The sequence below is a fragment of the Corynebacterium provencense genome (assembly GCA_900049755.1).
Taxonomy (GTDB): Bacteria; Actinomycetota; Actinomycetes; order Mycobacteriales; family Mycobacteriaceae; genus Corynebacterium; species Corynebacterium neomassiliense.
In genome coordinates this window covers 289,922-308,006 of record LT160593.1, presented here as the reverse complement: position 1 = coordinate 308,006, position 18,085 = coordinate 289,922, and the positions used below count along the sequence as shown (strand labels likewise).

Here is an 18,085-nt window from a genome sequence, read left to right as displayed (position 1 = left end):
CACTACATGGCCTGTGCTCCCGAACGACGACCGTCAGGGTCCGCGTCGCCCGGAGGGACCAGACAGCAACGTTCCAGGACAACCCCGGCAACCGCCACGCATACTCCTGCGGCTGTGCACACCAGTGCGCCCGGGGCGTCCTCCTGGGCGGCGAGAAGAGACGGGTACCGGATGAGGACGTAGACCGTCAACCCCAGGTAACCTCCACCCACCAACGCACCGAGCCAGGAGCACGCCTTACCCAGTACCGCGGCGCGGGCGATGAACACCGGCGACATCTGGCTCCGGTCCAGACCCACCTCGCCGTCGGCGATACGACGGCGCACCGCGACCGCGGTGAAAGCCGCGACGACGGCGAACACCCAGAGCGCGACCGAGTTGCGCACCCGCGCCGGCGGGAAGTCGCCGTAGAAGAACACCGCCGCGACCCCGATGATCAGCGCCATGCCGGCGGCGGCGGTCAGCAGGGCACTGACGGGGGTCAGTGCCAGGCCGGGGCCGCGGTCACCCCCGCCGTCTCCGGTGCCTCCCGCACGTCCGGTGTCCGATGTGTTCACGGTGCCCATGCTACGTCGGGCAGCGCCCGGACTCCCGCCAGATCACCGGCCGGGCAGGACGCCATGAGACCCGCGACCGGCTGTCCGTCCAGCGTGGCCGCCGGATCGGCGTCATTCCACGGGACCAGCACGAACGCCCGGGCGTGTGCCCACGGGTGGGGGAGGACCAGCTCTGCACCCCACCGACCTCGGCTGTGGATCTCGACGCCGGCGCTCCACAGCGAGATCAGGTCGATGTCCAGTGTCCGGGGACCCCAGTGCCGGTGACGCACCCGGTGCGCCGCCTTCTCCTCGTCCTGGCAGCGGTGCAGCAGATCCAGCGGCGAGAACAGTGCCTCATCGACTTCGACGACGAGCACACTGTTGCGGAATTCCGCCTGGTCCTCGACACCCCAGGGCGGCGTGGCGTACATCGCGGACGCCGCGGTCACGGTGATCCCCGGCGACTCCGCGAGCGACCGTGCGGCGCGCGCGATCTGCGCCACCGGGTCGCCGAGGTCACCGGGCAGGTTCGCACCGAACGCGAGGACGGCCTTCACCGACGCTTCTCCGCTCCCGCACCGGCCGCCGACCTTCTGGCGACGACCCGGACATCCGTGAACGGGTGGTGGATCGGGGCGTCCGGCTTGTGGACGGTGACCTCGACGGCGTACACCCCGTCCAGTCCGTTGATGCGGTCGGCGATGGTGGACGCCAACGTCTCGATGAGGTTGAGTGAGGGTCCGGCGGCGACTTCCACGGCAATGTCCGCCAGTTCGACATAGGAGATGGTGCGGCCGATGTCGTCGGTGGCCGCGGCGGCGCGGAAGTCCGTCCACACCACCAGATCGACGATGAACTTCTGCCCCTTCTCCCGCTCGAAGTCGTAGACCCCGTGGTATCCGTACACCTCCAGGCCGTCGAGCTCGATACGGTCAGCCACGACGTGCCCTCCATCCCTCCGGGACGTCCGGTCCGTGGCCCAGGGCCACCGCCCGGGCGACATCCACCGCGGCCCTCGACGGGGCGACATCGTGGACGCGCACGGCCCATACTCCGGCGGAAGCGGCCAGGGCAGACACTGCGGCGGTGGCGTCGTCGGCGGAGACGGGGGAACCTGGTCGACCGTCCGGGCCCGGCCTCAGCGCGGTGAGGAAGCGTTTACGGGACACCCCGAGAAGTGTACGGTAGCCTGCCGCGGACCACCCTGCGACGTACCCGGGCAGGGCGTGGAGCAGCGCCCAGTTGTCTTCGGCGTTCTTGGCGAATCCGATCCCGGGGTCCAGGATGATGCGCTCGGCCGGAACACCCTCGGCGACCGCCGCCGCCGACAGTTCCGTCGTCAGCGACTGCACGTCGGCGACGACGTCTCCCCCGTGGTCGGCCCGGCCGGCGGCGGAACCGAAACGGTCGGTCCTCCAGTGCATGAGGCAGTAGTCCACGGGCCGGCCGGGTCCCCGGTCACGGTTGGCTTCCGCGACGACCCGGTACATGTCGGGGTCCGCCAGTCCCCCTGAGACGTCGTTGACGATGTCCACGCCCGCCTCCACGGCGGCAGCGGCGGTGGAGGCTCGCATGGTGTCGACACTGGTGCGGATGCCCTGTGAGTGCAGTGCGGCGATGACGGGGACGACCCGCTCACGCTCGGTCCGTGCGTCGACCCTGGTCGCGCCGGGGCGGGTGGACTCACCTCCGACGTCGATGATGTCGGCCCCGGCGTCCACCATCTCCCTGGCGTGGGCGAGTGCCCGGTCGGGGGAGTTCCAGAGACCACCGTCGGAGAAGGAGTCCCCGGTGACGTTGAGGATCCCCATCACCAGCGTCCGTGAGGCCGGAGCCTGCATCAGTGCCCCCGGATCAGGGACATCGCCTCGGCACGGGTGCGGGCGTCGCTGCGGAACCCTCCCCGTACCGCGGAGGTGACGGTGGTGGCACCCGGCTTACGGATGCCGCGCATCGCCATGCAGAGGTGCTCGCACTCGATGACGACTATCACCGCGGACGCCCTGAGGCGGCCGGACACGGCGTCCGCCACCTGGCTGGTGAGCCGCTCCTGCACCTGGGGCCGTTTGGCGAAACCGTCGACGAGACGGGCCAGTTTCGACAGTCCGGTGACGGTGCCGTCACTGCCGGGGATGTATCCGATGTGCGCGTGCCCGTAGAACGGCACGAGGTGGTGCTCACAGGTGGAGTAGATGGGGATGTCCTTGACGAGGACGAGTTCCCGGTGGTCCTCGTTGAAGGTCTTGGCGAGTACTTCGGCGGGATCCCGGTAGAGGCCGTCGAAGATCTCCCGGTAGGCGCGGGCCACCCGGGCGGGTGTCTCCTGCAGGCCCTCACGGTCCGGGTCCTCCCCCACGGCGATGAGCAGTTCGCGCACCGCCGCCTCGGCACGTTGTCTGTCGAAGGGCCGGCCGGTCAGGAGTGACCGTGCCGGGCCGTTGCCCCGGTCGTCGTCCTTGTCCGGGACGTTGTCCGGTGTGTCGGTGGAATCTGTGGCACTCAACGCTGCCCGTCCCTGTCCTCGCTGTTGCTGTTGCTGTTGCCGCTGTTGCTGCTGCTGTTGCCGGCGTCGGGGTTGCCGCTGCCACCGGAGTCGGTGCGCGAATGGCGTCCCGTGGGGGCGTCATCCGTGGTCCACGGATTGTCGGGCTGCTCATTGTCGGGCAGCCGGAACCCCCGCATCTCCCCTGCCGGAGGCAGCGGAGGGGACACGGGACCGTCTGCGGCACCGTCGCCGGGACCGTAGTTCACCTCACCCGGGTGACGGGGCGGACCGGAACGGCCGTCCACCGGATCCCCGGGGGGATCCACCCGGTCCTGGCCGCCCCACAGATGGTCATGCCCGGCGCGCCGGTGCTCCTGCGGGTCCGACCGGGCACCCCACCTGCGGGTTCCGGTTCCCTCCTGCGGCGGGAAGCCGGGCAGGCGCTGAGCCTCGCCGCTGTCCTGCCCCTGGTCCGCACCTGCCCGCCTGGCCTCCTGCTCGGCCTTCCTGCGCTCCATCCGTGCCTTCCTGGCCTCAGAGTAGAAGTCGGGCCTCTCCGGCGGCTCTTCACCACGTTCGCGGGCGAGTTCGGTGGGGGTCTTCACCGGCTCCCGGTAGTCCCGGGGGAAGTCCCGGTCCTGGCCGTCGAAGATGTCCTCGACCGCGACCGGATCCAGTTCACCGAGGATCGCCTCGAGATCGGGGCGTCGCAGGGTCTCCTTCTCCAGAAGACGGGACGCCAGGGTGTCGAGGTGGTCACGATGACCACGCAGGATCCGGTAGGCGACCACGTGTGCCTTCTCGATGAGGGTCCGCACCTGGTCGTCGATGGTCGCGGCCACGGCCGGCGAATAGTCGAGGGTCCCCTGACCGCCGCGACCGGCGAAGGGGTCACCCTGCTCCTCCCCGTACTTCACCGCACCCAGCTGCGGGCTCATCCCGTACTCGGTGACCATGGCCCGGGCGATCTTCGTCGCCTGCTCGATGTCCGCGGACGCCCCCGTGGTCGGCGAGCCGAAGACGAGTTCCTCGGCGGAACGTCCTCCCATGGCGAAGACCAGCCGGGCGAAGAGCTCGGACCGGGTGTACATGCCCTTGTCGTCCTCGGGCCCCGCCATCGCATGCCCGCCGGTCTTGCCGCGGGCGAGGATGGTGACCTTGTACACCCGTTCGATGTCCCTGATGCCCCAGGCCGCGAGGGTGTGACCGCTCTCGTGGTAGGCGGTGACCTTCTTCTCCTGTTCCGAGATGATCTTGGAGGTGCGGCGGGGGCCGCCGATCACCCGGTCGGTGGCCTCCTCCAGCGCGTCGGCGGTGATGACGTTGCCGTTGACACGGGCGGTGAGGAGTGCCGCCTCGTTGAGCACGTTCTCCAGGTCCGCACCGGACATGCCGACTGTCCGCTTGGCCAGGGACTTCAGGTCCACGTCAGGGGCGAGCGGCTTATTGCGTGCGTGGACGCGGAGAATCTGTTCCCGCCCGGCCAGGTCGGGGTTGCCCACCGGAATCTGCCGGTCGAAACGGCCGGGGCGCAGCAGTGCGGGGTCCAGGATGTCGGGACGGTTCGTCGCGGCCATGAGGATGACACCTTCACGGTCGTCGAAACCGTCCATCTCGACGAGCAGCTGGTTGAGTGTCTGTTCACGTTCATCGTGTCCGCCGCCCATCCCGGCGCCGCGCTGACGGCCGACAGCGTCGATCTCGTCGACGAAGATGATGCAGGGACTGTTCTCTTTTGCCGTCTTGAACAGGTCACGGACCCGCGAGGCGCCGACACCGACGAACATCTCCACGAAGTCGGACCCGGAGATCGAGTAGAAGGGCACGCCCGCTTCACCGGCCACCGCACGGGCCAGGAGGGTCTTGCCGGTACCCGGAGGACCGTAGAGTAGGACGCCCCGGGGCACTTTCGCCCCGAGCTGCTCATAGCGGCCCGGGTTCTGCAGGAAGTCGCGGATCTCGTCGAGCTCCTCGACCGCCTCGTCCGCCCCGGCGACGTCGTCGAAGGTCGTGTCCGGGTTGTCGACGTTGAGTTCCTTGGCCCGCGACTTGCCGATGCCGAACGGCCCGCCCGCTCCCCCGCCCTGCATGCGGGTGAGGAAGAACAGCAGCAGACCACCGATGAGCAGTACCGGCAGCAGCATCACCAGCAGTGACCCGAGGAGACTGTCCTCGGTGACCTTCGTCTGGTACTTGTCCGCCCCGGACGCCTGGACCTTGTCGAAGATCGTGTCCGCCGCCCGCGCAGGGTACTGGGTGATGATCTTCTCGACGTCGTCGTCCCCGTCGACACTGATCTTGTTCTTCAGTGTGATCTGGAGCTGCTGCTCACGGTCGTTGATCTGCACCTCGCTGACGTTCTTGTCGTCGAGCTGCCTGACTGCGACGGAGGTGTCGACGTCGGAGTACCCGCGGGTCGAATCGGTGAGGACGCTGAACGCGTAGATGGCGACGAGGACCGCGGCGATGACCGCGGCGATCCGCAGGACCTTCTTCTTAGTCATAGTCTCACCAGAGTATCGCAGCGGGCGCCGTGACGTTCCGCCGACCGCGCCCTGCCCCGGGAGTCTCCGGTGTGACCGTGGCGGTGCCCCCGGTCAGCTGTAGACTTCCGGCCGCAGCGCCCCGATCCACGGAAGGGTGCGGTACCGCTCGGCGTAGTCGAGACCGTAGCCGACGATGAACTCGTCGGGGACCTCGAATCCGAGGCAGTCGCAGTCCACGTCGACGACGACACGGTCAGGTTTGCGCAGCAGTGCGACGATCTCCAGGCTCGCCGGACCCCTGGACCTGAGTTCCTCCACCAGCCAGGACAGGGTCCTGCCCGAGTCGATGATGTCCTCGACGACCACCACACTGCGTCCGGAGATGTCGGTGGTGAGGTCTTTGACGACCGTCACCTCCCCGGAGGATTCAGCGCCGGACCCGTAGGAGGAGACCACCATGAACTCCAGCTGGGCCGGCACCGTCAGCGCGCGGGAGAAGTCGGACATGAACATTGCCGCGCCCTTGAGTACGCAGACGAGGACGAGGTCGTCCGCTGCGTCCCGGTGACGTTCACTGACCTCCGCCGCGAGCTCCCGCACCCGGGACTGCAGGGTCGCCTCGTCGATGAGGACTTTCGTGATGTCGTCGCCGAAAGGATGTGCGGGCATGTCGACCTGCATCCGGTTCTCTCTCCTCAGTAATGCGGTCTCCAGCACGCCACTGCGCCGGCGGACCACCAGTCGATGGGTGTCACGCTGCTGTGACAGGTCAATTGTAGTCGCCGGGGTGTGGTGCCGTGCCCGGCGCCGGGGAATTCCGGGACTCCGGCAGGTGGATCCAGGCGCGGACCGCGGGCATCACGGTGGCCAGCGCGGCGACCGGCAGGGCGTCGAACAGGGACCGGAGTTCCGCAGTGCCGCCGGCGCCGTCCTCGCCGCCGTCGCCTTCACCGCTGCTGTCTTCCCCGCTGTCCCCGGGCGCACCGGCGGCCAGTGCCAGGAGACTGTCGAGGATCCGTGCGGTGAGTCGGTTGTCCCCGCTCATCCCGGAGCAGTCGGCGAGGACAGCGTCACCGACCGGGATCCCGTGGTCACCGAGAGTGTCGAGGACGGCCCGTGTCGCCCCGTCGAAGGTCTGCGGCAGGCCCCGGGCCGCCGCGACCTCCCGTCCGACAGCTTCCGCGAGAAGGTTGTCGCTGTGCAGCATCATGTCGCGCAGACGGGTGGGCAGGGCAGCCGACCAGACTGTCGCCAGAGCCTCACCGTCCACCGCCACAGGAGCGTCCGAGACGATGACTGCCGCGGCGTCCGCGCCGAGCGCCTCAGCGAGAGCGCGTCCGGCGTCCGCGGCGGGGGTACCGGACCGTGGCGAGTAGTTGTCGGCGGGGTCGAGACGGCCGGCGTCGACCATCACCGCCCCGAGCGGTGCGACATTGCCCGCCGCCACGTCGTCGGTGGACCAGGTCCTGTTGAACAGGTCACCCTCGCGCACCGAGTTGTCGACGACGACGGAGGTGACCGGCACACCGGCGGACGCCGTGACCGCCTGCGCGGCCAGGTCGGACAGGGACGCCGCTCCGGTGAAGAAGCCGGATCCCGGGGTGCGCTGCAGGGTGACGTCACCCCCGCCTTTCAGGACGACCTGCCCGGGGACGGTGCCGCGGTACACCGAAGTCGGTACCCGGTCGTCGGAGGGCAGGGTGAGCAGCGCTGCGGTGGCGGTGGCGAGTTTCGTCGCCGAGGCAGGCACCAGCGGGGTGTCCGGGGAGGACGCCCAGATCTCCTGCCCGGTGGCGACGTCGGTGACACGGCCGCTCAGCCTGCCCAGCGCGGCGTCCCCGGACGGACCGGAGAGCGGGGAAGTGAGCCTGTCTGTTATACCACTCAGGATGTGAATAAGGGACGGGCCCCCGCCGGAGTCTGCGGCCGGCGGGGCCGCCTGTACGACAGCCGTGGCGGCGGGAATCTCCGCGACGGCGGCGACCCTGGTCATCGTCCGGTCCCTGACCACCAGGGCGGCGGTGACGACCACGACCGCCGCCACGGTGAAGGCTATGACGGAGATGACCCAGCGCTTCAGCTGCGGCGCCGGCCGTCCGGAACCTGCCGTGGTTCCCCTGCTGCCGTCTCCGCCCATCTGCTCCGCTTCCTCGGTACCGTGCCGGCGGGTGCCGTGCCACCGGCGCCGACTTCTGACACCGACACTGTATCCGACTCAGGCGGCGCTCACTCGACCGCCTCGAAGAGGCTGCGGGCCAGGCGGTCGCGGCGGAACTGTCCGGGTGTCATGCCGTGGTGGGCACGGAACACCCTGTTGAAGGAGATTGCGGACCGGTACCCGACGGCGGACGCCACCTGTTCAACCGACCTTCCGGGGTCCCGCAGCAGCGCCCTGGCCTCCGTCATCCTCCGGTCCACCTTCCACTCCCGGTAGGACTGCCCGGTGTCACGCCGGAACAGCCGTGCCAGTTCCGGCGTGTCCGGACCGAGCCTCCGCGACCAGGTGGCCAGGGTCTGGTGGCCCTCGTCGTCGTCACGGAGGATCGCCGCCACCGACGGGCTCCTGTCGCGGTGCCCGACCGGGGGCAGGAGGGCGGCGAGTTCCCCGGTGAACTCCCCGGGGTCCCACGGGTAGGGGCGCAGGAGCGTGTTCATCACCGAGGCCCGGTACAGCAAATCCTCCTCCGGGATGCCGGGACAGGAGAAGGGGACGGCGTGGTCGTGTGTCAGCGGCACCTCCAGCGGGAGGGTGCCCAGGCAGAGAAGCACCCCTCCCGGGGAGGTGGTGAGTTCATGCCACACTCCGGCGGGAAACCACATGAGCTGTCCGCGGGTCACGGTCACCTCACGGCCGCGCAGGCGTACACGTGCACTGCCCCGGGCCATCCACACCAGCACGTGCACCCGGTTGACCAGTGGGAGGAGTGTCGCTGCCGGCGCCTCGGGCACGGTGACGGCGTCCGGCCGGGCCGCGACCGGTCCCCCGGAAACCGACCGGAACGCCCCGGGGGTCGTCCCGGTCCTCGCCCTGAAGGCCCTGGAGAACGACGCCGGGGAGGTGTATCCGCCCGCTGCTGCGGCCCTGCCGGCCGGGGTGCCGTCGGCGAGCATCCGCGCGGCGACCGCCAGTTTCAGCTCCACCCTCCACTCGCCGAAGGACATGCCGGTCTCGGTGCTGAAGATCCTGGTCAGGTGGCGGGGGCTCAGGTCAGTCTCCGCGGCCAGTTCCCTGAGGGTCCGTCGGTCGGCGGGGTCGTCCACGAGCTGACGTGCCACCGCCACTGCCGGCGGGGACACCGGGGTGACGGGGAAGGACACGGCAGGACGCCCCGGGCCGGAGAACACCCTGCGCAGGGTGACCGCGATGTCCGGGGTGACGGCAGCTTCCCGCCAGGACGGTGTGACCCACCGGGAATGGAGGTACAGGAGGAGGTCGCACAGTGGTCCGGTGAGGGTGCGCCGGACAATTCCCGCGGGGAAGTCAGGGAAGAGCCGTGACGGCAGCAGTACCGTGAACGCCACGCTGCCGGGTTCGGTGGAGATCTGGTCCACGGGCACCCCGGGCGGGATCCACAGGGCCTCACGTGCGGCGAGGTCGTGGACCTCCCCACCTGCCAGGACTTTCGCCGTGCCCCTCATCACCCAGAAGATGTGGTGGTCACTGTGGACGGTGACCGTCCCCAGCCAGCAGGCGGGCATCAGCTGGTCCACAGTCCGTCCTCGGTTCCGGTGTCACGGGTCTCACGGGACGGTTCCGTCCCCACTCTGCCCCCGGGGTTACCGGGCGCTGTCTGAGGTGATCCTACCTTCCGGTGTGCCCGCACCGGTCGGGCGGAACTCCTGCGTCCCCGGGCGCGGGGGACGTATGCTCCGTTCCATGGCGAAAGAACTGATCACCGCGTCCCGGTCCGTGCAGGCACCACCCGCGAAGGTCTGGAGGGCTGTCGCCGACCTGACGGCAATGGGCCGCAGGAGCCCCCAGTGCAGGCGGATGTTCGTTCTCGGGAAAGGGGAGCCCGGGGTCGGGACCGTCACGGTGAACCTGAACCGTCGAGGCGTCCTTTTCTGGCCCACGTGGTCACGTGTCACGGTCTGGGAGCCGGGAAAGAGACTGGAGTGGCGTGTCCCGCTGAACGGGTCCCGGTGGCGTTATGATCTGGCCGCCGACGGTGACGGAGCAACAACACTCACGGAATCGCGGATCGTGGAGGGGGACACCTCCCTGCTGTCCAGGTTCCTCGTCGCCACGGCGCTCGGTGGCGAGCAGGACTTCGAGGCTGAGCTCCTGGAGGGGATCCGCCGCACCCTGGATGCTGTGGCAGGGGAGGTCGAGCAGGCAGGCTGACCGGGGAAGGTAGACTTGACGCCCATGAGCATCGAAGTCACCATCGAGATCCCCAAGGGATCCCGCAACAAGTACGAGATCGACCATGAGACCGGCAGGGTCCACCTGGACCGCTACCTGTTCACCCCGATGGCCTACCCGGCCGACTACGGCTACATCGACGGCACCCTCGGCGAGGACGGGGATCCGCTGGACGCGCTCGTCATTCTTCCGGAGTCCGTGTTTCCCGGCGTCATTGTCGAGGCCCGTCCGGTCGGCGTGTTCAAGATGACCGACGAGGCCGGTGGTGACGACAAGCTGCTGTGTGTCATCGACGACGTCCGCTACGAGGGGTACCGGGACATCGACGACATCGCCCCCGACGTGAAGAACGAGATCGAGCACTTCTTCACCCACTACAAGGACCTTGAGCCGGGTAAAGAGGTCCACGGGTCGGGCTGGGGCGACAGGGCCGAGGCGGAGAGGATCCTCGCCGAGGCGGTCGAGCGTCACAGCTAGAGCGCTGAACGGGGCGTCGCCGGTACTCCGTTCCGGGACGCCCCGACCTCCTGCTTCCTCTGCCCCTGCCTGCGCGCCCGTGGTGTTCCCGGGCCCTGCCGGCAGGGGTTTTCCCTGCCCTGACCCGGGCGCAGTCCGGGCCATCGTAACCGGGCCGGTGCAGTCTCAGCCCTGCCCGCGGACGTAGGCGACCGCCTCGACTCCGGCATCACGGTAGTTGTCGAGGGCGCGCACATAGTGGGGGTCGGAGGTCACGACCACTGCCAGTCCTCCCCTGTCGAGGATCAGCTGCCGGGTGTTCTCGACGTTGCCGAGGGTGCTCGTCGCAGCCTCCTCGGTGACCACGGTATTGGTCACCCCCGAGCTGCGCAGGACGGCAGCCATGGCGGACGCCTCGGACACGCACCCGGTTCTGGTGGTGCCGCCGGTGACGACGACGGTGGCGTCGGGACGGGCGACCGCGAGTTCAGCTGCGGCGTCCAGCCGGTCCTGCAGCACCTGGGGTGGTGTGCAGTCCTCGTCGAGCCTGGCCCCGAGAACGACCAACGGCACCAGAGGGTCACGGGCCAGTACCCGGAGGGGCCGAGAGGGGTCGTACACGTCGGCGTCGACGGTGGCACGGTGGGCGGTGATCCAGTCCCGGTCCTCTGTGGTGGCTGTCGCCGCCGGGGCGGTCATGCCGGCGAGGACCGCTGCCGCGGTCACCGCCACCGCCTGGCGTGACATGGTGNAGCTGCGGCGTCCAGCCGGTCCTGCAGCACCTGGGGTGGTGTGCAGTCCTCGTCGAGCCTGGCCCCGAGAACGACCAACGGCACCAGAGGGTCACGGGCCAGTACCCGGAGGGGCCGAGAGGGGTCGTACACGTCGGCGTCGACGGTGGCACGGTGGGCGGTGATCCAGTCCCGGTCCTCTGTGGTGGCTGTCGCCGCCGGGGCGGTCATGCCGGCGAGGACCGCTGCCGCGGTCACCGCCACCGCCTGGCGTGACATGGTGCGGCCGGGCGCCCGCCGCCTGCCTCTGCCGGTGTCGGACACGGTGGAAGGGAAGGCGGAGGGGGCCGCCGGAGGAGAGGACCGGTGACGGTGAGGGAGCATGCGGGGCCTTCCGGTGAGGTCAGGTGATGTCAGGTGGGCGGCACTGCCCGGCGGCGCCGGACTCCACTGAAGCTTGCCCCTGCACCCCGGGCGGCGCCACCCGAACCGGGGATTCTCACGGTATTCATCCTCTCCCGTTGGAAAAGACCCGGCGCCGGCACACGGAATGCGGTGCCCGACCCCGCTGTCCCGGTACGCGGTCCGGCGTAGAATTCCGGGACATGAGTGATTTCGAGACAGTACAGCCGACGGAGGTTCCCGCCGGCGCCCAGCTCATCGACATCCGTGAACCGGAGGAATACGCCCGGTGGCACGCCGAGGGTGCGGTGAACCTTCCTCTCTCCCAGCTCCAGGAGCGTTACGGCGAGTTCGACCTCGACCGGGACATCTACCTGATCTGCCTGTCGGGGGGCCGGTCCGCCCGTGCATGCCAGTGGCTGGAGATGAACGGGATCGACGCGATCAACGTCGCCAACGGCACTTCCGGCTGGAGGGACGCCGGACTTCCGATCGTTGGTTCGCAGAACTAGGTCGGCGTCCGGTGGCCCGCTTCCGGGCACCCGGACCGAAACGGGGGATCCCCAACAATTGGGTGACCCAAACCCCTAACCGCTACCCTGAAGCCTATGGCAGAATCCCCCCATCTCCCCCACGGTCTCCTCGCGTCCCCGTCATTCCAGCTGGAGCGGCTGAGGCGCCGCACCCGGGGCTTCGTGGAGGCGGATCTCGCCCGCGAAGGATTCAACCTGCGCGAGTACTGGGTACTGACCTACCTGGTGGACGGGGACGCCGCCAGTCAGACCACTCTCGGGGAGGTCATCGGGGTCGACCGGTCGGACATGGTCAGGCTTGTCGATTCGCTGGAGCAGCGGGAACTCGCTCAACGGGTCAAGGACCCGAAAGACCGCCGCCGTCAGATCATCACGGCCACGAAGAAGGGCCGCAAGGTCCAGGAGAAGCTCACCCCGGTGGTGCAGGACGCCGAGGACAAGGCCCTCGACGAGTCGACATCCAAGCAGCTCAAACACCTCAAGAAGCTGGCGAAGTCCATCATCGCCGCCGAGGAGGACTGACCCTACCGCGGTCAGTCACCGATCTGGTCGCGGCCCCTCTTGACGATCTTCGGGTCCGGTTCACCGACGATGTCATAGTCCTTGCCGGTGTAGTCGAACTTGCTCAGCACGTAGCGCATGGCGTTGAGGCGGGCGCGTTTCTTGTCGTTCGACTTGATGGTGATCCAGGGGGATTCGTTGGTGTCGGTGTAACGGAACTGCTCCTCCTTCGCCCGGGTGTAGTCGTCCCACTTGTCAAGGGACGCCAGGTCCATCGGCGACAGTTTCCACTGCCGCACCGGGTCGACCTGCCGGATGGCGAAACGGGTGCGCTGTTCCTTCTGGGTGACGGAGAACCACAGTTTGGTCAGGCTGATCCCCGATCCCATGAGCATGTTCTCCAGCATCGGGACTTCGCGGAGGAACTCGGCGTGCTGGTCATTGGTGCAGAACCCCATGACACGTTCCACACCGGAGCGGTTGTACCAGGAGCGGTCGAAGAAGACGATCTCTCCGGCGCACGGGAAGTGCTGGATGTAGCGCTGGAAGTACCAGGACGTCGCTTCCCGGGGCGAGGGCTTCTCCAGTGCCACGGTGCGGGCACCCCGGGGGTTGAGGTGCTCGTTGAACCGCTTGATGGTGCCGCCCTTGCCTGCGGCGTCCCTCCCCTCGAAGAGGATGATGTGCTTCTGGCCGGTCTCCTTGGTCCAGTTCTGCCACTTCAGCAGTTCGATCTGGAGGGCGCGTTTGGTCGCCTCGTACTCTTCACGGTCCATGCGGTGGTCGTAGGGGTAGTTCTCACGCCACGTGTCCACCCTGTGACCGTCGGGGGTGATGAGCACCGGATCGTCCTCGTCAGAGTCGTCCACCAGATATCCCTCGGTGGCGGCCAGATCAACGATGTGGAATTCCTGGTTGTCGCCCGTCTTCTCAGCCATGACTCCAGTCTAGAGTGAACTGCCCCGGCCCCGGACACCACCGGGGACGCCGGCCCCCCGCCGTACCCCCGGGAACACACGTCGAGGTGACGGGCAGGGAAACGGACAGGGAAGCGGACGGGTACGTGAGTCTGCGGTACAGCCCGGTACAGTTCCCCGGCAGCACAGAACCCCCGGCACCGCGTACCTTCTTGCCGGTACACGGTTCCGGGGGTCAGGCAACCAGCGGGTGACGACCCGGGGTTACATGGGGGAGCGGATCAGAAGCCGCCCATGCCGCCCATCTCGTCCATGCCGCCGCCTGCAGCGGGAGCCTCGGGCTCCGGCTTGTCGGCGACGACGGCCTCGGTGGTGAGGAAGAGGCTGGCGATGGAGGCGGCGTTCTGCAGCGCCGAGCGGGTCACCTTCACCGGGTCGGCGATGCCCTCACCCAGCAGGTCGACGTACTCGCCGGTGGCGGCGTTGAGGCCGTGACCGTTCTCGAGGCCGGCGACCTTGTCGACCACGACGCCCGGCTCGAGACCGGCGTTGAAGGCGATCTGCTTCAGCGGGGAGGACAGGGCGGAGCGCACGATCTGCACACCGGTGGCCTCGTCACCCTCGAGACCGAGGTTGTCGTCGAGGACGTGGGCGGCCTGCAGCAGTGCGGAACCGCCACCTGCGACGATGCCTTCCTCAGCGGCAGCCTTCGCGTTGCGGACGGCGTCCTCGATGCGGTGCTTGCGCTCCTTGAGCTCGACCTCGGTCGCTGCACCGACCTGCAGGACGGCGACGCCGCCGGCCAGCTTGGCCAGGCGCTCCTGCAGCTTCTCCTTGTCGTAGTCGGAGTCCGCGTTCTCGATCTCCTGGCGGATCTGGCGGACCCGACCGGCGAGCTGCTCGGAGGAGCCTGCACCGTCGACGATGGTGGTGTCGTCCTTGGTGACGACGACCTTGCGGGCGGTACCCAGCAGCGGCAGGTCGGCGGTCTCGAGGGACAGGCCGACCTCCTCGGCGATGACCTGGCCACCGGTGAGGATGGCGATGTCCTGCAGCTGGGCCTTCCGGCGGTCACCGAAGCCCGGGGCCTTGACGGCGACGGACTTGAAGGTGCCGCGGATCTTGTTGACGACCAGGGTGGACAGTGCCTCACCCTCGACGTCCTCGGCGATGATCAGCAGCGGCTTGCCGGACTGCATGACCTTCTCCAGCAGCGGCAGGAGGTCCTTGACGTTGGAGATCTTCGAGGAGACCAGGAGGATGTACGGGTCCTCGAGGACAGCCTCGCCGCGCTCCATGTCGGTGGCGAAGTACGCCGAGATGTAGCCCTTGTCGAAGCGCATGCCCTCGGTGGTTTCGAGGGTGACGCCGAAGGCGTTGGACTCCTCGACGGTGATGACGCCTTCCTTGTTCAGCTTGCCGTCACCCACGGCGTACATGGCCTCGGCGATGAGCTCGCCGATCTTCTCGTCGGCGGCGGAGATTCCCGCGGTCGCCGCGATCTGCTCGCGGGTCTCGATCTCCTTGGCGGTGCTGAGGAGTTCCTCGGTGACCTTCTCCACACCGGCCTGGATGCCGCGCTTGATACCCATGGGGTTGGAACCTGCGGCGACGTTGCGCAGGCCCTCCTTGACCAGAGCCTGTGCCAGAACGGTGGCGGTGGTGGTGCCGTCACCTGCGACGTCGTCGGTCTTCTTGGCGACCTCCTTGACCAGTTCCGCACCGATCTTCTCGTACGGGTCCTCGAGATCGATCTCCCTGGCGATGGTGACGCCGTCGTTGGTGATCATCGGGGCACCCCACTTGCGCTCCAGGACGACGTTGCGTCCCTTCGGGCCGAGGGTGACCTTCACGGCGTCCGCGAGGGTGTTCAGACCCTTCTCCAGGCCGCGACGGGCCTCTTCGTCAAAAGCAATCATCTTAGCCATGTGGCTCTTGTTCCTCCGTGTGAGAGTAGGAGCGACACGTACGGTTCAGACGCAGCGCCCGCGACGGCACGGGTGGACGCATGCCGCGTCATCCACCCTCACTGCACCTGAGGTGACTTCAGTCAGATTGTCTGGCACTCATAATGGGCAAGTGCTAACACTCGTTTTTAGCAGTCTCGGCGTCCGAGTGCAAGGAGCAGAATCACTCCGGCGCGCTATCCTCTACCCATGACTGACTCCCCGACCCGACCGACCGCCCCCTCCCCCCAGGACGCCCGCGCGGCGATGGCGGCGCAGGCGGACTTCGTGAAAAGCGCCCTCACCGAACTGGTCTCCTTCCGTTCCGTCCACTCCACCCCCGGGCTCGAACAGGACAACGCCGCCGCAGCAGCCTGGGTCGTCGACGCCTTCCGTGAAGTCGGCGTCCCCGTCGAGCCCCACGTCACCGCCGACGGGTCGACCGCCGTCATCGGTCTGCGGGAACCCGCCCCCGGCCGCCCCACGGTCCTGCTGTACTCCCACTATGACGTCCAGCCGGCGACCGACACCACGAACTGGACGAGCTCCCCCTGGGAACTCACCGAACGCGACGGCCGGTGGTACGGGCGCGGCGCGGCGGACTGCAAGGGCCATGTGGTCATGCACCTCGCGGTCCTCCGCGCACTCAACATCCTCGCCGCCGACCGTCCCGAGCTTTCGGAGATCGGTGTCCGCGTCGTCGTGGAAGGGTCGGAGGAACGTGGCGGGTACGGGCTGGAGGACCTGCTCGACACACATCCCGAGCTTTTCGCCGCCGATGTCTTCCTCATCGCCGACTCCGGAAACGACGCCCCGGGCGTCCCCTCTCTCGGTACCGCCCTTCGTGGCACGGCGTCGGTGACCGTCACCGTGGAGACCCTCGACCAGCCCGTCCACTCCGGACAGTACGGCGGTGCGGCGCCGGACGCCCTGCTGAGCCTGATCCGCGTGCTCTCCACACTCCATGACGATGACGGGCTCGTCGCCGTCGAGGGCCTCGTCTCGGACGCACGGTGGGAGGGCAGGGGTCCGGACGCCCGGACGTTCCGCCGGGACGCCGGTGTCCTCGACGGCGTCGACGTGATCGGCGAGGCTCAGGGCCTCAGCCCGAACGACCTCACCGTCGCCCGCCCGTCGATCACCGTCACCGGACTCGACGCCCTTCCTGTCGCAGACGCCGTCAATGCGGTCGTCGCGCGCGCCGCCGCCCACGTCAGTCTCCGGGTTCCGCCGGGAACGGATGCCGTCGAGGCGCAGGATGCCCTGGTCAGACACATAGAGTCCCATGTACCGAACCACGCCCGGGTCACCGTCGACCGTGAGTCGACGGCGTCCCCGTTCGTCGCGGACACGTCAGGGCCGGCGCTCGCCCGCCTCAGCGACGCTCTCGCGGACGCCTACGGGGTCTCCGAGACCGCGCGGATCGGATCGGGCGGCTCGATTCCGCTGTGCAACTCCCTGCTGGGCCACTACCCCGACGCTGAACTCGGCCTGTTCGGTATCGAGGAACCCACCTGCCGTATCCACTCTGCGGACGAGTCCGTCTCTCCCGATGAGATTTCCGCCATAGGCGCCGCTGAGCTGCTCTTCCTTGCACGGACGGCGGTCCAGACAGAAGCCCGGGCGGCGGCAGAGCCCACCGCGTGACTTGCCCCACACCGGGGTCCGAACTAAGATCCTCGACCATGCGCATCTCCCTCAAGCGAGTACCCCACCCGGGTGGAGGAAGGGACTGACCCCTCCACCTCGGGGTCTCCGCCATACTCGCGCGGTGCGTCGGTCCACATCCAACCGACACCATCATCACCGCCAAAGGGAAAACCACTCATGTTCGAGTCACAGGACAACCGGATGTCATCCACCACACTGATCAGGTTCGCCAGGCCGGAGTCCACCGAGGACCGCCAGGCGAGCTACACCCTCCGCCCCACGGGCCGTCCGGCCGCACCACGGTCGAGTTCCGTCACCTACCGCAGTGACCGCAGGTCACAACGCATCGACAGGCGACGCAGCCGCACTTTCGCCGAGGATCCGTTCCGCGCCCGGTTCGGACGCCACCTCCCGTCCGGAATGCGTCAGGAGGCCAGGGGCATGGAATGGCGGACCTTCGTCGCCACGTACGCGCCCGAGAACATCCGGGTCGAGTCACTGCGCTCCACCCGGCTCACCGCCGGGCGCAGGAACTATGAGTTCGCGGTCACCGGGCTGACCGAGGGCATGTCCACCACGGTGTCGATCATGTCGATGGGTGCGGCAGGTGCGATGACGCAGATCCTCGCCGACCACGGCCGCCGGGTCGAGATCCTGGAGTTCCACCAGTACGACATCTTCGAGGCGACCGTCACCTTCATCTACGCGCAGCACAAGAACACGCGCGTCTGGGCTGTCGGATTCGGCGCGGACCGGGACACCTCCATCGCGTCCGCTCTGGCCTCGGCCGCCACCCGTCTGCACGGGTAGGGCCGCAGCCGCCGCTCACCCCGGGCCGCGGCGTCCCCTACACTGACCGGCGCAGTGTCTCCACCGTCAGGTCCACGGCCGCGATCCAGGCCTCCGGCTGGGTGAATCCCTGCTCCAGATTGGAAGAGCGTTGTGTAGGGAAAGCGCGTAGATCTCGGTGGTCGTCGTATCATTAAAATAATAGGTCGTCAGCCAACGTGCGAGTGTCAACACCGATAAACCAACCATCAGAATGACCCTGTCTCATTGCATTCATCACTAGC

At 68.3% G+C, this 18,085-nt stretch carries 18 protein-coding genes; 6 read left to right on the top strand and 12 right to left on the bottom strand.

Annotated features, from left to right (window positions below; genetic code table 11):
* Positions 1 to 2: 2 nt before the first annotated feature.
* The 9 genes from BN3906_RS07845 to BN3906_RS07805 form a co-directional block, all read right to left on the bottom strand.
* On the bottom strand, positions 3 to 557 hold the full coding sequence (locus tag BN3906_RS07845) for a DUF3180 domain-containing protein (protein ID WP_390620335.1): 555 nt from the start codon (positions 555 to 557) through the stop codon (positions 3 to 5).
* Positions 554 to 1,096: a 2-amino-4-hydroxy-6-hydroxymethyldihydropteridine diphosphokinase gene (folK, locus tag BN3906_RS07840; RefSeq protein ID WP_066586818.1), complete on the bottom strand. Its 543-nt coding sequence runs from the start codon at positions 1,094 to 1,096 to the stop codon at positions 554 to 556. The genes BN3906_RS07845 and folK overlap by 4 nt, the downstream gene beginning before the upstream one ends.
* A complete protein-coding gene (gene folB, locus BN3906_RS07835) occupies positions 1,093 to 1,479 on the bottom strand; it encodes a dihydroneopterin aldolase (RefSeq protein WP_066586817.1) in 387 nt (128 codons plus the stop codon). Before folB ends, folK begins: the two co-directional genes overlap by 4 nt.
* On the bottom strand, positions 1,472 to 2,380 hold the full coding sequence (gene folP, locus BN3906_RS07830) for a dihydropteroate synthase (RefSeq protein ID WP_066586816.1): 909 nt from the start codon (positions 2,378 to 2,380) through the stop codon (positions 1,472 to 1,474). Before folP ends, folB begins: the two co-directional genes overlap by 8 nt.
* On the bottom strand, positions 2,380 to 2,958 hold the full coding sequence (folE, locus tag BN3906_RS07825) for a GTP cyclohydrolase I FolE (RefSeq protein ID WP_066589515.1): 579 nt from the start codon (positions 2,956 to 2,958) through the stop codon (positions 2,380 to 2,382). Before folE ends, folP begins: the two co-directional genes overlap by 1 nt.
* Before the next feature lie 80 nt (positions 2,959 to 3,038).
* Positions 3,039 to 5,528: an ATP-dependent zinc metalloprotease FtsH gene (ftsH, locus tag BN3906_RS07820; RefSeq protein ID WP_066586815.1), complete on the bottom strand. Its 2,490-nt coding sequence runs from the start codon at positions 5,526 to 5,528 to the stop codon at positions 3,039 to 3,041.
* Positions 5,529 to 5,621: 93 nt separating this feature from the next.
* On the bottom strand, positions 5,622 to 6,179 hold the full coding sequence (gene hpt / locus BN3906_RS07815; protein WP_261796916.1) for a hypoxanthine phosphoribosyltransferase: 558 nt from the start codon (positions 6,177 to 6,179) through the stop codon (positions 5,622 to 5,624).
* Between the two features lie 100 nt (positions 6,180 to 6,279).
* Entirely contained in the window at positions 6,280 to 7,647 is a 1,368-nt protein-coding gene (locus tag BN3906_RS07810; RefSeq protein WP_066586813.1) for a D-alanyl-D-alanine carboxypeptidase, read from the bottom strand.
* Between the two features lie 89 nt (positions 7,648 to 7,736).
* A complete protein-coding gene (locus BN3906_RS07805) occupies positions 7,737 to 9,221 on the bottom strand; it encodes a helix-turn-helix domain-containing protein (RefSeq protein ID WP_066586811.1) in 1,485 nt (494 codons plus the stop codon).
* A 166-nt stretch (positions 9,222 to 9,387) separates the two neighbouring features.
* Between BN3906_RS07805 and BN3906_RS07800 the strand changes: the two genes are divergently transcribed.
* Both BN3906_RS07800 and BN3906_RS07795 read left to right on the top strand, forming a co-directional pair.
* A complete protein-coding gene (locus BN3906_RS07800) occupies positions 9,388 to 9,855 on the top strand; it encodes an SRPBCC family protein (RefSeq protein ID WP_066589512.1) in 468 nt (155 codons plus the stop codon).
* Positions 9,856 to 9,879: 24 nt separating this feature from the next.
* On the top strand, positions 9,880 to 10,353 hold the full coding sequence (locus tag BN3906_RS07795; protein ID WP_066586810.1) for an inorganic diphosphatase: 474 nt from the start codon (positions 9,880 to 9,882) through the stop codon (positions 10,351 to 10,353).
* Between the two features lie 165 nt (positions 10,354 to 10,518).
* Here the strand turns inward: BN3906_RS07795 and BN3906_RS07790 are convergent, their stop codons facing one another.
* Positions 10,519 to 11,079: a YdcF family protein gene (locus tag BN3906_RS07790; protein WP_066586809.1), complete on the bottom strand. Its 561-nt coding sequence runs from the start codon at positions 11,077 to 11,079 to the stop codon at positions 10,519 to 10,521.
* Between the two features lie 589 nt (positions 11,080 to 11,668).
* Here BN3906_RS07790 and BN3906_RS07780 point away from each other — a divergent pair.
* Positions 11,669 to 11,977 carry a rhodanese-like domain-containing protein gene (locus BN3906_RS07780; protein WP_066586804.1) on the top strand — a complete coding sequence of 103 codons (309 nt, stop codon included), beginning with the start codon at positions 11,669 to 11,671 and terminating at the stop codon, positions 11,975 to 11,977.
* Positions 11,978 to 12,073: 96 nt separating this feature from the next.
* A complete protein-coding gene (locus BN3906_RS07775; protein WP_066586801.1) occupies positions 12,074 to 12,520 on the top strand; it encodes a MarR family winged helix-turn-helix transcriptional regulator in 447 nt (148 codons plus the stop codon).
* A gap of 11 nt (positions 12,521 to 12,531) precedes the next feature.
* On the opposite strand, the gene ppk2 is transcribed toward BN3906_RS07775, so the two are convergent.
* Together ppk2 and groL are read right to left on the bottom strand one after the other, a co-directional pair.
* A complete protein-coding gene (gene ppk2, locus BN3906_RS07770) occupies positions 12,532 to 13,437 on the bottom strand; it encodes a polyphosphate kinase 2 (RefSeq protein ID WP_066586798.1) in 906 nt (301 codons plus the stop codon).
* 260 nt (positions 13,438 to 13,697) lie between these two features.
* The gene (groL, locus tag BN3906_RS07765) at positions 13,698 to 15,344 is read right to left on the bottom strand and encodes a chaperonin GroEL (RefSeq protein WP_066586795.1); all 1,647 of its coding nucleotides are present in this window, start codon (positions 15,342 to 15,344) and stop codon (positions 13,698 to 13,700) included.
* 228 nt (positions 15,345 to 15,572) lie between these two features.
* On the opposite strand from groL, the gene BN3906_RS07760 reads away from it, so the two are divergent.
* Complete coding sequence (locus BN3906_RS07760) at positions 15,573 to 17,009, top strand: dipeptidase (protein WP_066586793.1); 1,437 nt, start codon at positions 15,573 to 15,575, stop codon at positions 17,007 to 17,009.
* A gap of 180 nt (positions 17,010 to 17,189) precedes the next feature.
* A complete protein-coding gene (locus BN3906_RS07755; protein ID WP_078057280.1) occupies positions 17,190 to 17,822 on the top strand; it encodes a hypothetical protein in 633 nt (210 codons plus the stop codon).
* Positions 17,823 to 18,085: the final 263 nt, after the last annotated feature.